At 32.3% G+C, this 15,041-nt stretch carries 9 protein-coding genes and 1 tRNA gene; 4 read left to right on the top strand and 6 right to left on the bottom strand.

Features of this window, described 5'->3' with window-relative positions; genetic code table 11:
* Window positions 1-351 precede the first annotated feature (351 nt).
* From U472_RS03160 to polA, 3 genes are all read right to left on the bottom strand, one after another.
* Window positions 352-1,695 carry a TldD/PmbA family protein gene (locus U472_RS03160; protein ID WP_068715442.1) on the bottom strand — a complete coding sequence of 448 codons (1,344 nt, stop codon included), beginning with the start codon at window positions 1,693-1,695 and terminating at the stop codon, window positions 352-354.
* Window positions 1,696-1,697: 2 nt separating this feature from the next.
* On the bottom strand, window positions 1,698-3,092 hold the full coding sequence (locus tag U472_RS03165) for a TldD/PmbA family protein (RefSeq protein ID WP_068716057.1): 1,395 nt from the start codon (window positions 3,090-3,092) through the stop codon (window positions 1,698-1,700).
* Window positions 3,093-3,298: 206 nt separating this feature from the next.
* Window positions 3,299-5,872, bottom strand: coding sequence for a DNA polymerase I (gene polA, locus U472_RS03170; protein WP_068715444.1), 2,574 nt, complete (start codon window positions 5,870-5,872; stop codon window positions 3,299-3,301).
* A 602-nt stretch (window positions 5,873-6,474) separates the two neighbouring features.
* On the opposite strand from polA, the gene U472_RS03175 reads away from it, so the two are divergent.
* On the top strand, window positions 6,475-7,671 hold the full coding sequence (locus tag U472_RS03175) for an S-layer homology domain-containing protein (protein ID WP_068715446.1): 1,197 nt from the start codon (window positions 6,475-6,477) through the stop codon (window positions 7,669-7,671).
* A gap of 247 nt (window positions 7,672-7,918) precedes the next feature.
* Here the strand turns inward: U472_RS03175 and U472_RS03185 are convergent, their stop codons facing one another.
* The 3 genes from U472_RS03185 to U472_RS03195 are packed head-to-tail and all read right to left on the bottom strand — an operon-like array spanning window position 7,919 to window position 11,727.
* A complete protein-coding gene (locus U472_RS03185) occupies window positions 7,919-9,010 on the bottom strand; it encodes a GerAB/ArcD/ProY family transporter (protein WP_068715450.1) in 1,092 nt (363 codons plus the stop codon).
* Window positions 9,011-9,053: 43 nt separating this feature from the next.
* On the bottom strand, window positions 9,054-10,190 hold the full coding sequence (locus tag U472_RS03190; protein ID WP_068715452.1) for a Ger(x)C family spore germination protein: 1,137 nt from the start codon (window positions 10,188-10,190) through the stop codon (window positions 9,054-9,056).
* The gene (locus U472_RS03195) at window positions 10,183-11,727 is read right to left on the bottom strand and encodes a spore germination protein (RefSeq protein WP_068715454.1); all 1,545 of its coding nucleotides are present in this window, start codon (window positions 11,725-11,727) and stop codon (window positions 10,183-10,185) included. The genes U472_RS03190 and U472_RS03195 overlap by 8 nt, the downstream gene beginning before the upstream one ends.
* Before the next feature lie 288 nt (window positions 11,728-12,015).
* On the opposite strand from U472_RS03195, the gene U472_RS03200 reads away from it, so the two are divergent.
* The 3 genes from U472_RS03200 (at window position 12,016) to U472_RS03210 (ending at window position 15,035) form a co-directional block, all read left to right on the top strand.
* Window positions 12,016-13,782: a methyl-accepting chemotaxis protein gene (locus U472_RS03200; RefSeq protein WP_068715456.1), complete on the top strand. Its 1,767-nt coding sequence runs from the start codon at window positions 12,016-12,018 to the stop codon at window positions 13,780-13,782.
* Between the two features lie 74 nt (window positions 13,783-13,856).
* Window positions 13,857-13,944: transfer RNA gene (locus U472_RS03205), tRNA-Leu, on the top strand.
* Window positions 13,945-14,090: 146 nt separating this feature from the next.
* Window positions 14,091-15,035 (top strand): tyrosine-type recombinase/integrase, encoded by a 945-nt coding sequence (locus tag U472_RS03210; protein WP_068715458.1) that lies wholly within the window; start codon window positions 14,091-14,093, stop codon window positions 15,033-15,035.
* Window positions 15,036-15,041: the final 6 nt, after the last annotated feature.

The following is a 15,041-nucleotide window of genomic DNA, read 5'->3' on the forward strand; positions in this document are numbered from 1 at the left end:
TAATAATTATTGTAATATATTATCTTAATTCTAAAAATAAATAAAACTTTAAAAACTATTACGAGAAAGCTTATCAGCTTTTTCTCGTGCTACTTTTAGCATTGCCTTAAAAGTAACCAAAAGGTCTAAAAAAAATTCCAACTCACTCAGCAATCAAAGTATAGACTATTATCATTTATTTTATTTCTTATTATAAATTTAATTAAACTCTAATTTTTTGATCAATTCTTGCTTCGTTCAAACAGGAATTTTTTTCGATTCAAAACCTTTTAATAAGTAAAACTAAATTATAAAAATATCGTAATATTCACACATAAACCTACTTTTAAACTTATATTAACTAGTCACTCCTTACGCCCCACTTATCGCTAACTTCTTAACCTTAAAGGTAGGTGAACCAAAGGAACCAACCATTGGATTGAACTTCAAATCATCACCTAGCTCTTCGATATCTTTAAGGAAATCAATCAAATTTCCAGCAATTGTCACTTCACTGACCGCTTGCTTGATCTCACCATTCTCTATCCATTGCCCTGTAGCTCCTACAGAGAAGTCACCAGAGATGGTATTTGCACCACTAAATAGACCGATAACCTTATGTACATAGAATCCATTCTCTACTCCACCGATAATATCTGCTAAGTGCTCTTCTCCTGCTTCTAAATAGAAATTACTTGGTGCTACACTAGGAATTCCCCGATAAGAACGCTGAGCATTACCTGTAGACTCTACTTTATCTTTATTGGCTGTATAGATATCATATAAATAATTCTTTAAAACACCTTTTTCAATGATATTAGTGGGAGTACATGGTACACCTTCATCATCAAAGGGTGCAGTTGCTAATCCTGCCTCTAAGGTTCCATCATCAATAATGCTTACCTTCTTAGAAGCGACAACTTGATTTAATTTATCTACAAAAAGAGAACGACCTTTCTGTACCGCTTCTGCTGTTAGAGTACTAGCTAAGAGGTATAAGAACATACTACCAACTTCAGGGGTAAAGACAACAGGTGCTTCTTGAGAGTTAACCTGCTTACCACCTAATAATTTTATAGCATTTTTAGCAGCTTCTTCTCCTGTTTTAACTGGTGTTAAATCATCTAAACCACGTCCATAGCTTAAAGCTGAACCTGTCTGCTTCTCCTCCCCTTCACCTGCCATTACATAAAGATAGGCATAGCAGGTATTACTCTTGTAGCTTTGATTAAGACCCTTTGAGTTGACGATAGTAATCTCTGAAGTATTATCTCCATAACCAGCACTAATCACACTCTCTACCTTATCACTATACTCTAAAGCAGCTTTCTCCATATTTAGGATTAAATCTATCTTATCCTCTACACTACTTTCTAGGAATTGGGGATTATAGATATCAAGCTCTTTATAATCATAATCACCATTAGCTAAGGTACGATGTTCATCCTCTACTGCTATCTTAGCATTAGCAATAGCCTCTCTAATCACCTTCTCTATCACTCCATCATTAAAGTTAGTAGTGTAAGCAAATCCCATCTTCCCCTTAACAAAGACTCTAATTCCTAAGCCTTTAGAATGTGCCGATTCTAAACTCTCAACCTCACCTTCATAGACCTCAATACTATTATCTTCAGATACTTCATAGTAAAACTCTACATCCTCTGCACCAAGGTCTTGGGCTTTGCCGATTAAATCAGTTAAATTTAATTTAGACATAATTAGTTCCCCCTCCTCTCTGTACCACCAACGGTAATCTCTTCAACTAATAATGTAGGTTGACCAACAGCGGCTGGGATACTCTGACCAGCCTTCCCACACATCCCTGGAGCCAACTTTAAATCATCACCTATCATTGCAATCTTATTGAGTACATCTATTCCTCTACCAATCAGGCTTGCTCCTTTAACTGGTTCAGCAAGCTTACCATTCTTAATCAAATAACCCTCTGCTACGGTAAATATGAACTCCCCTGTAGCAGTCTCAACTTGACCACCACTTAACTTCTTAGCATATAATCCATTATCTACAGCAGCTATAATATCCCTAGGCTTAGATTCACCTTTCTCTATAAAGGTATTGGTCATCCGAGGAAGAGGAATAGATTGATAGGACTCTCTGCGACCATTTCCAGTTCCTACTCTTGATTCTTTACGAGCCGCTTTTAAATCATACATATAGTCCTGTAAGATTCCATCCTTAATCAATACATTTCTTTGAGCCTGATGCCCCTCATCATCGACACCATAAGAGCCCCAAGCATTCAGTACTGTTCCGTCATCAACGGCTGTAACCAGCTTAGATGCAACCTGTTCTCCTACTTTACCAGCAAAGACTGAAGAGTTCTTCTGAATAGCATCTGCTTCCATCCCATGACCACAGGCCTCATGGAATAAGACACCGCCAAATCCGTTATTAATAACAACAGGCATCTTGCCAGAAGGAGCAGGAGCAGCCTTTAGCATAGTGACTGCTTGTCGAGCTGCTTCTCTACCAATCTCCTCTGGAGGATACTTGTCGAATAATTCAAAGCCCATATGTAAGCCTGGACTTTCACTTCCAGTCTGCATACTCTTACCATCACTAGCAACAGCTCTAACCATCATTCTAGTATGTATCCTTTCATCCTCTACATATAATCCTTCAGAGTTGGCTATCATCACCTTTTTAGTATTGTCAAAGTAACTAACCATAACCTGCCTAATACTATCATCATAATCTAAAGCTGCCTTATTTGCCCTTTTCATAATTGTGGCTTTCTTAGCTTTCTCTATCTCTTCTGGCCTGACCTTAATTGGGTGGATTAAGTTTACTGTACCTTTAGTTAAATCCACTACCGATACCTTACTAGTACCTTGACTTGCCGCACCAGCTACCTTAGCTATCTGTAATAAGGATTCCTTAGTCAAATCATCGCTATAGGCATAAGAGACCTTATCTTTTGTCAAGACTCTCACACCTACCCCCAAATCATAACCTGTCTTTACCCGTTCAATTCTAGAATTTTCTAAGGTCATTACATTATTAATCGAATCTTCAAAATAGACCTCAGCAAAATCCCCACCACTCTCTAAAGCAACCTGCAAAATCTGTTTGATTAATTTATCTGATAACACCTTATAACCCCCTTTAAGTACAGTGTATAATTTCACACCTCACCCCCTAGCTCCCTTTCGGGTCTATCGACCACTTCATGCAAAACCGGCCTCTCCTTAACTAATGAGAGGGAGAATACTTCTCTTTCATCTTTTGTTCCCTCTCCTGAGATGAGGAGAGGGTTAGGGTGAGGTATGAGCTTTTAGCTGTCAACCGTCAACTGCTCTTACTCCATCTTATTCCAGCTATCTCCAACCTTAACATCAACCTCTAATTTGACATCTAGTTGAACAGCCTGTTCCATCTTCTTTTTAACTAGCTCCTGTACTAGCTCTAATTCATCTTCAAGCACTTCCAATACCAACTCATCATGTACCTGTAATAGTACTTTGGCATTTAAGCCTTCTACTTTTAATGCCTCTGCTACATCAATAGTTGCAATCTTCATAATATCGGCAGCTGTACCTTGAATTGGAGTATTAATTGCCATCCGCTTAGCGAACTCCCGTTTATGATAATTCTTACTATTAATATCTGGCAGATATCTCTTTCTATTAAAGACAGTAGTCACATAACCTTCCTCTTTTGCCTGTTTAATTGTATTATCCATATATTCTTTAACCTTAGGATAGCGACTGAAATAGAGTTCAATAAACTCTTGAGCTTCTTTATTACTGATATTTAGCCTTTTGGCAAGTCCCCAATCACTAATTCCATAAGCGATACCGAAGTTGACTGCTTTTGCTTTACGTCGTTCATTACTAGTTACTTCATCTAAAGGAATATCAAAGATTTCACTAGCAGTCTTGGTATGTATATCTAAACCTTGTTGATAGGCTTCCTTCAAGCCTTCATCATCAGAGATATGTGCTAATACCCTTAATTCAATCTGTGAGTAATCAGCAGCTAACAATTTCTTACCTTCTTCTGCTACAAATACATCTCTAATCTCTCGACCCTCTTCACTTCTGATTGGAATGTTCTGTAGATTAGGGTCAGCACTACTTAATCTACCTGTGGCAGTTACTCGCTGATTGAAGGTAGTGTGTATCCTTCCAGTATCTTCATTGATATATTCTTCTAAAGGCTCAACATAAGTAGACTGTAATTTAGTATATGTACGATATTGAGAGATTAATGGAATAATCTCATGCTTATCCTCTAACTTCTCTAAGACACTAGCACTAGTAGAGTATCCTGTTTTTGTCTTCTTAATTACTGGTAAACCTAAATTTTCAAATAAGATTACCCCCAATTGTTTTGGAGAGTTGAGATTAAAGGTTTCACCTGCTAACTCATAAATCCTCTCCTCTATATTAGCTATCTTCTCTTTAAGCTTAATATTTAATTCTTCTAATCCCTCTTTACTTACCTTGATACCATTTAACTCCAACTCTGCTAATACATTCAGCAATGGCAATTCTACCTCTTTATATAGTTTTAAGAGGTCATTCTCTTCTAATTTATTGATTAATTCCTCTTCTAAGTCAAATAATAGTTTTGTCTTTAATATCAATAACTCTTTATCATCAGCTTCTGGTAAAGCCCGCTGTAGATGACCTTGTACCAACTCTGCAAAACTCTTCTCTTGTTCACTAGGCTTTAATAGATAATCGGCTAGTAATGGCTCAAAGACTAAAGTATCAACCTTGATACCTTGTTGTAATAAATATCTAATCTGCTCTTTTCCCTCTAGCATCAAAAGCTCTTTATCTGCTATAATTCCTTTTAACCCTTCCAACAATTCCTCTTCCTTTAGGTTTATATAGTAATTCTGATTATCAGTTAAAGAGATAGTTATGTTCTTTAACTTTCTATTTAATTTCTCTCCACTTAAATCTAAGTTAATCGCTAGCTTCTCCCCTAACTCTAAGCTCCTAAAACCTTCTAAAGAATCTATCTCTTTATAACTAAAGTCCTTTACCTCTTTATGTCCACCAATATAAGAGATTAGACTGGTAAATTCTAATTCAGTAAATAATTTATAAGCCTCTTCATTATTAAAATTAGAGACCTTCAAGCTTTCAAAATCGATATCTATTGGTACATCCAACTTAATAGCAGCCAATTCCTTACTCATTCTTGCCCTATCAGCTTGCTTCTCTAATGTTTCTTTTCTCTTTTTACCACTTACCTTATCTATATTTTCTAGGAGCTTCTCTAGTGTACCAAACTCCTTTAATAATTTAGTTGAAGTCTTATCTCCTATTCCATCAACACCAGGAATATTATCAGAGGTGTCTCCCATTAAGCCCTTCTTATCGATTAATTGGATTGGCTCCAAGTCATAATCTTCTCTAAATTTATCTAAGTTATAATCGACGATATCGGTAATCCCTCGGCGAGTATACATAACTCTAATATTCTCACTAATTAACTGCAAAGCATCTCTATCTCCAGTTACAATAGTAACTTTATATCCTTCTGACTCTGCCCTTTTAGCTAAAGTACCAATCAAGTCATCAGCTTCATACTCCTCCATTCCAAAGAAAGGTATCTTTAAAGCCTCTAAAACATCCTTTACTAACTTAAACTGTGGTCTTAACTCATCAGGTGTCTTCTCTCTAGTTCCTTTATAATCCTCATAAGCCTGATGGCGAAAGGTCTTCTTCCCCACATCAAAAGCAACCCCAATAGAGTCGGGAGCTTCATTATCAATTAATGTCAATAACATCTTAGTAAAACCAAAGACCGCATTGGTGATAGTTCCATCAGATTTGGTCAAAGTCGTTGGTAGTGCATAAAAAGCACGATAGGTTAAACTGTTTCCATCTAATAAGTATAGCTCTTTCTGTGACAAGATTATTTCCTCCTTTATATATTTAAAGAATAAGAGCTTATTAATAATAAATTCATCATTAACATTGCTCATACCCAATCTAAAACTTAATCTTAGTACTTGATATATTTCATTAAAAACTCTTAAAATCCTTTAAGAATAGAAGTTTAGTCTGTATTTAACTAGGGTTATTATACCCTATAGCTTAGATTGTATAATTTAAAATTGAATATGATGCTATATAGTAATATTGCGACACTTTATTTCAGTGTACAGTTGATAGTTAAGTTCAAAACATCTACCTCATCCCCGACCCTTCTCCTACACTAGGAGAAGGGAGTAAAAGAGTCTTGATTCCCCCTCTCATAAGGTAGGAGAGGGGGTAGGGGGTGAGGTCTGAAAGTGTCACAATATATCCATTAAATTTCATTCTAAATTAATATACTACACTCAGTTTCGCGAAACATATTATTTATTATTACTCTTTACTAATCACTAATTACCAATCACTAGTTATTATCTTCAAAATTCCATAAATTACAAAGAGGATCATATGGATTTTTTCGTAAATATATGTTAATATTTTGATATAAAACAAAACAAACTAGAAAGGAGTGCTTACGATGCTAAAAAGAATCGTAACAAGTATCTTAGTTTTAACAGTATTAATGACTTTAGCAGTCCCAGCTATGGCTTATCGACCACAAGACGTCTCACAAAATCACTGGGCCTTAGAATATATCAGTCCTTTATTAGATAAAGGTGTTATGTATGTATATCAAGATGGAAACTTCAAACCTAATCAAGCTATTACTAGAGGTGAATTTGCTTACTCTCTAGCTAAGGCTCTGAATTTGAACACATCTATGAATACAGAACTAACTGATATTAGTAATCACTCTGCACGAGGTTATATCTCAGCCTTGGTTGAAAAGGGAATTATCACAGGATATCCTGACAAAACCTTTAGACCATATAATCCAATTACTAGAGCAGAGATTATCACTATGTTAGCTCGTAGCTTAGAGTTAAATAATGAACAAAATGCTATTGAGCTAAATAGTAATTTCTACTTTGATGTAAATAATAATCACTGGGCAAGTAACTTTATCGCAATTGCTACTAGATTAAATATCATTAACGGTTACCCAGATGGTAACTTCAAACCAAACAATAATGTTACTAGAGCAGAAAGTGCCAAGTTGATTGCTAATTTAGGCAACTTAGAGGTAGTTAAAGGACAGATTATCGAAACTTACCCAATCTCTAGACAGGTTAAAATCAAAGCTGGTAATCAAATTAGAAACTTAAGTTTAGGGTCAACTACTTTAATTGGTAGGAATAATCAAATAGTTAACTTAGATAAGATGCTTATTTCTGATGAAGCCTTTATTATCTTAGATAAGTATAAGAAGGTAAGTTATCTAAAGGCTTATGGATTAATTACCAAAGATGATGTAGCTACTAAAGTAAGTAGTTTAACTGGAAATATCTTAAGTGCTGAAGAATTAGTTTCAATTGCTGAAGGTGACTGGGAGGCTGTTACTCCTAGATTAAAGCAAGAAGTTACTATGACATTATTAGAGCAAGGATTAACTATTGGAGAGGTACAAGCTATCTTTACTCAAGATTGGGAAAGCCTTGAAGAATCAGCTCAAGCTAGATTAGTAGAAGCTATCTCTATCAACACTAACCTTCCAATAGAGTTAATTGAAGCAGCTTATAATAAAGATTGGGAAAATGCAAAAGAGATTGCTAAAAATACTGCAATCACAACTGTATTAAAAGAGATCATGAGTAATACTAACCTATTATCATAAATTAAAATCTAGGAGATTAAATCTCCTAGATTTTAATTTATATAAATTCAAAAAATTTTATCAATAATAGACTCTATTATTTTAATAGGACTTATAATATCTACATTATAAAAGTTCAAGATTGATAAAACAAATCCAATAAAGAGCAATAAAGAATAATACACTAATTCCCGCCAATATTCTTCTTTAATCATCTTTGGAATCTCAATTCTAATTATCATAACAAATACAACAACTATTAAAATAATCAATTTAAGTATTCCTTTCTTTTAAATTTAGCAATTATAAGAGATAATAAAGGGATCCCGATTTCAAAGGGAACAGCATATATATGATAAGTCTCTAACCCAAATTCAAATTGTTCAATAGTATTTTCAATAAGCAACAGACCTATATTAAGAGCAATAATTCCAATAGGAGTTATCAAAGGAAGATAAGACCTCAAATTCAACAACTTAGCCATTCCTATAATAGAACTATAATAGATAACTGCTACTCTTAAAAACATTAAAAAGATAACACCGGCAACCACCAATATTTCTATTCTACTAATCACTTCTCTTATATTAATTAATCTAACACTTTGAAAGGAAGGATATGAATAAATCCGAGCAGTAACACCTAGAATACTAATATTACGAAAGAGTATTATTAGTAGTATAAACCCTCCAAAAAGTATCCCTGCTATTGTAGTTTTTTTAATATTTTTTGTCTCATTCACATAGGGTATTATCATGAAAAAAACAATTAAATCTCCAAAAACAATCGCTGCCATTGCATGTACCGCTTTTAAAAAAGATTTTAGTTCAATATCAAAAAGGGGAAGAAAATTACTAAAATCCATTTGGGGAATCAATAATACTGTTGTAATTACCACTTCACTGACGAACATGATGATTAAGATGAAACTGCAACGTGTCATAACTTCAATACCATTTTTAATAGAATAATTAGCTATTATTAATAGTAAGGACATTATAAATACAAGTGGCATTTCTGGAAACAATAAACTTAAAAAGAAATCACCAAAATATCTAACATGTAATGAAATTGAAAGAATAAAATGAATTATGTATAAACTAGAGATGATTCTCCCTAAATACTTTCCATAAATCACATCATTTATTCCAACCAATGTTTTTCCAGGAAACTTTTCAATAAGAGATATAAATATATATGCAATAATAACTCCTTCAACTATTGCACCAATCATAACTAAGAAATTATATTTTCCAACATTAATAGAGGTAATAGACGTAATCAGTTCAGCACCCATAATAAAACCACTTACTAAAAGAAATAATTGGAGCCTTGATATCCTTCCTTCTTCTAAAGACATAACTTAATTCCTCCATATAAATACACTTTATCATAAAATAAATTTAACGACCAATAGTCTTATTAATTATACCTACTCTTTCAATTGCGCTTTTAACAATTATTTTGGTATTGATTCTTGGAAATATTTGATCCCAATCATCTTTAATTTCCTTCCACCTTTGTGGATGTTCTTGATGTATAATCTGTCCAAATCCAAATATATCAGCATTTAAATTTTGCGCTTTTTCTATGGTAGTTTTTATTTCTTCAGTTATTACTTTTTCTTTACGAGCAATACACTTTTTAATCACTTCTGGAGTACATTGTTGGCTCCCCATATACTCTCCTACATTCCCAACTTCTGTAACTTTAATTGTCATAGTTATTTGATTACCTTTAATCTGAGAAGTTACTTTACTCTTAGACCTTATCATTTCCAAAGATATTCTCTGACCTTTTTCATCTTTTATTTTTATAATACCACTTTTAGCTTTGCCTAACACCCATAATAGTCCTCTACTTTCTTTATAATTTAATTTTCCTACTAGTCGTTCTCTTTTTATAATTGCCATTCCTTTTAATTCTAATTTATCATGTTCATTAATCACAATATATGGAACTGTTAGGGAGGTAGTTTTATTTGCTAAAATTTCAGTTATATCTTGAAGTGTAACTTCAGTAACCATTGAATTGGCATAAGCTACTTTTATTAAATCATCTATATAAAAGCCATTTATAGTTTGAGAGCTTGGTGGAATTACTTTCAATATTTCACTAGCTTTATCTCTAGAAATTAATATTCCTGTCGTACTTCTTATCTCAGGATCCCTAATAAAAAAATCTATATTTTGGGTAAAATTATTCTTAACAGCCTCTTCTCCTAAGACTATTACTTTCATATGAGGGTAATATAACTTTTGATTAATGTTAAGGGTAGTATTTCTAATGGCATCAAAGATATTAGTAGAAGTTTTAGTTATATTTTCAAAAGATATTCCACTCCCTCCTTCTTGGGTATTTCCTGACTTACTAAGGTTTATAATTTGAGATGTTATCTTTAATTCATCTTCTTCACCCTTATCTATTCCTAGAGCAGATACCATTGCTAAATCTTGAATTTCCCTAGCTCCTGTACAACCGCTGAAAACTAAAAGAATTATTATATTAATAACTAGTAAGAATTTATTTTTTTCAATCATCTAAATCACCTTGTTTCTTTTTATCAGATGAATTATAATAACTATAATTATCCTTTGATTTAATAGGAGTTCTAATGAATATTTCTTTTAAGTCTTTTAATTCTACTGGAGCTAATGGAAATAAATAAGGTATCCCAAAAGACCGAAGAGAAGCTAAATGAATTAAAACAATTAATAAACTAGCACTAATCCCAACTATCCCCATAAAACTTGAAGAAAGTATAAACAGAATCCTTAAAATACTCAATACATCATACAAAGGTGTTATCATAAAAGATGTAATTGCAGTAAAAGCTACAACTATTACCATTGGTGCTGACACCAATCCTGCCGACACAGCAGCTTCTCCTATAACTAATGCTCCTACAATACTAACAGCTTGACCTATTGGTCTTGGTAATCTGATTCCAGCTTCTCGAAGTATCTCAAAGGTTGTTATCATTAATAAAGCTTCTACAACAGCTGGGAAAGGAACACCTTCTTTGGAAATAGCCATACTAATCAATAGTGGAGTAGGTATTGCTTCTTGGTGAAAGCTTGTAAAGGCTACATATATAGCAGGTATCAATAAACTAAGGGCAAATCCTATAAATCTCAAATTAATGATAAGGCTTGATAAAAATGCTCTTGAATAATAGTCTTCAGCTTTTTGAAAATTTTCCACAAATAACATCGGTACTGTCAATACAAAAGGAGTTCCTTCAGTTATAATAGCTACTTTACCTTCTAATAATTTTGCCGCTACTACATCGGGTCTTTCGGTATTTGCAATTGTAGGAAATAAGGATTTAGGAGCGTCTTCTATTAACTGTTCTATATATCCTGATTCAAGTATAGAATCTGTTTTTATCCCGCTTATTCTACCTTCTACTTCCTCTACTAAAGAATTTTCAGCAATGTCCTTTATATAGGCTATACTAACATTAGTTTTTGTTACTCTACCTACCTTAAAGTTTTTAAATGTCAATTTTGGTGATTTTATTTTACGACGTATAAGTGACATGTTCAATGACAATAATTCTGAAAACCCTTCTCTTGGCCCTCTCACATTTACTTCTATTTTTGGCTCTTGTACGCCCCTGTTCTCGCAACCTTGTGAAGAAATACTTAAAGCTTGATCTAAACCATCAACAATTAATATAGTATTCCCATTTAAAGTTTCATCAATTATTTCATTTAATAAACTTAAATGAATACTATCTAATGAACAAATCAGTTTACTTTCTATTGTTTTAATATTAGTTGGAAGTTCATCTTTGTTCTCATAGTTAGTTACTAATGGCTTTAGAACACTTTCTAAAATCATATCTTTATTAACTAACCCATCTATATATATGATAGCTGCCTGAGTTTCATATTCATTAGATATATTGAACTTGTGAATCACTATATCATTACTTTCCCCAAATGTGTTTCTAATAATTTCTAAATTTACATTAAGATTTTTAGAAACTTTTTTTTCTGTTAATTGGCTATTTAAATTATTCTGTTTTTTATTTTTGGAAGGCTTTAATTTATCTAATAAAAAAGAAATCATTTTTAGCCCCTCCTTTAATAAATTTATTAATCTTAATTTGCTAACTTATCTTATGTTTTATTCATTATTCTTTATAATAATCTTTCTCATAAAGTCGATACATATCTGTTAACCTTGATATGAGATGTTAATTATGCTATGCTTTAATATAAATTTAGTAAAGAAGGAGAGCAGAAATAAAATGAAATTAAATTATAAATTAAAGTTGAATTTAAAATTTAATCGTAATCTTGGACTTAAAAACAAACTTACGTTAGTCATGATTTGTTAACAGTTACTCCTCTATTAGTGTATAGCATATTCACTTATACTCAAGAGGTCACTAAATTAAAGAGAGATATTAGAGAAGAGAGTATAGATTTGATAGATAATGCTACAAATACATTAGAGAATAATTTAACTCAAAGAATTAATTTGATAGAATATATTTCAGAATTAGACAGTATTAAGTCAATGAACTATACTAAACAACTGTCCACATTGCGGGAAGTAAAGAATAAATTCCCCCTATTCGAAAGTCTTTATGTTATGAATAGAAACGGTGATTTAACATCTATTACTAGGGAAAGTTTAGATAACTATAAAGATAAGCCTTGGTTTAAGCCTGCTATTAGTGGAGAGATTCAAATCTCTAAATCTTATATCTCAGAACAGACTTACAGACCAACTGTAACCATTGCGGTACCCCTTAAAGATTACCACACAAGAATCATGGGGGTAATTGCAGCAGATATAAACCTTAAAGAATTACAGAAACTAGTTATACATAGTGCTACAAAAACCATCTATGTAATAGATAAAGAAGGCACACTGATTGCTCACCCTAACTATAGTGAAAAGGTTCTAAGACAGAAAAATATAAAGGATTCCCCTATTAACAAAAGAATAAGGGATAAGAAAGAAATTGACCTTCTAACCTATTACAATGGAAATAAAAAATTATTAGCTTCATATAAACATATTGAAACATTAGGTTGGGGAGTTATCATTGAAGAGAATGCTAAAGTGGCTTATAGTAAAGTTACTAATATATTAATTCGGACAATTGTGATTCTAATCTTAGGAATTACCCTAGCTATTATAATAGTTGCTGTTAAATTCTCTAACTATATAATTGAGCCTATACAAGCGTTAATGGAAGGTATGAAAAGTGCTGAAAATCGTGATTTGACTGAATCTATCAATTTAACACAACAGGATGAAATAGGAGATCTGGCAAATTCCTTCAATAACTTAATTAGTAGCCAACGCTTCATTATCAAAAGTTTAAATGAAGATATCCATAAACTTTCTGATGCAAGTCAAAGGGTCTCTTCTTCTGCCCAAGAGTCTGAAGCTACTATTGATATGACTAGCTATAGCGTAGAAGAGATTTCTGCTAGTATTCAACAGATAGCCGCTACTAGTGAACAGATTAATCAATTTGCTCAAAGAAACACTGATGTAAGTAATGATGGAAAAATATTAGTTGACTCTTTTATAGACCAATTAAATAACTTGATTAAGTCTGTAAATAATACTAATCAAATTATCTTAAACTTGAAAAATAAGACTGATGAAGTTGGTAATATCATAAACATCATCAATAATATTGCTAAAAATACAAACCTCCTGGCTTTAAATGCCTCTATTGAAGCTGCCCGAAGTAGTGAAGGTGGTCATGGTTTCTCTGTAGTTGCCGAAGAGATTAGAAACTTAGCCAGTGAAACAACTAAAGCAACTGAGGAGATTACTAAATTAATCAATGAGACCCAACTAGGCAGTGATAAAGCTATGCATTCTATATCTTTAAGTAAGGACTTGACTGAAGGGAGCCAAGTTATTTTAGATCAGATTGGTACTTTCTTTAATAAGATTCACCAATCATTATTAGAATCCAGTCAGCAGATAGAAGGTATCACTTTATCTACTAATGAAGCAGCAAACCATAGTAATGAGATCGTTACTGCTACTTCTAATATTACAAATATCTCACAGGAATTGACCTCTTCTGCTAATCAACTGGCTGAGATGGGCGAGGAATTAAAAGAGATAACTGGAAGATTTAAAATCTAAAAAAACTCTTGCATTAAATTAATTAGTATGTTATTATATTAATTGTCGTTAAGGAAATTGACAATCTAATTTATGCCGAAGTGGCGGAATTGGCAGACGCGTTGGATTCAAAATCCAATGGTCCTCGTGGCCTTGTGGGTTCGAGTCCCACCTTCGGTACCACTTAATTTAAATTGAGAATAAATTGAGTATTTTTTAGAATACTTATAAAATTTAATAAACCAAACTCTCTAATCTGTACACTGGATTTTTAACAAGTTTTTTACTAATCCAATGGACAGAATTTTTTAATTTAGGAGGGTTTTTTTATGGTTAAAATTAAAATGAATAAGAAAAAACAGGACAAAACTTTAGAGGAAGGGTTTAAAGAGTTTTTAAGACATTGTAAAGTTAAAAACTTATCTGAAAGCACTATTAAGTTTTATAAGAGTGCCTACAATTATTACTTTAGTCAATTTCTACCTAAAGATACTTTAATTAAAACTATTGATAAGACAACAATTGAAGAATTTATTTTATTTATGAAAGATAACTATGACCTTAATAATACTTCTATTAATTCAAGGTTAAGAGGTATTAGGTCTATTATTAACTACTGGATTGAATTAGGTTACTTGAATAAGTTTAAAATTGATTTATTAAGGACACAAGAAAAGATTAAAGAAGTCTATTCAGATGAACAATTAGAAAAGCTATTAGTTAAACCTAATATTAAAAAATACTCTTCTGTTGAATATAGGTCTTGGGTTATAGTTAATTATCTTCTTGCTACTGGTAACAGGGTTAAAACTCTAACAGAAATAAAAATAAAAGATTTAGACTTTGAAAGTGGTTATATTAACCTTCGACATACTAAAAATAAAAAAGCACAAGTTATCCCTCTTTCTAATTCTTTAATTAAAATATTAAAGGAATATTTAGATTATAGAGAAGGAGAACAAGAAGATTATTTATTCTGTACTGTATATGGTAAAAAGATAAGCCCTGAAACTGTTAAAAAAAGTATTGCAAGGTATAACAGAAATAGAGAGGTTAAAATAACTTCTATCCATGCAATGCGTCATACCTTCGCTAAAAAATGGATTTTATCAGGTGGGGATATATTCAGGCTTCAAAAGATTTTAGGTCATTCTTCTATTGAAATGGTTAAGAATTATATAAATATGTTTAAAGATGATTTAAAACAAGATTTTAATAAATTTAATCCCCTTGAACAAATGAATAAACACTCTAAAACTATTAAGCTTAAATAGACTTAT

The sequence above is a fragment of the Orenia metallireducens genome (assembly GCF_001693735.1).
In the GTDB taxonomy this organism is placed as follows: Bacteria; Bacillota; Halanaerobiia; order Halobacteroidales; family Halobacteroidaceae; genus Orenia; species Orenia metallireducens.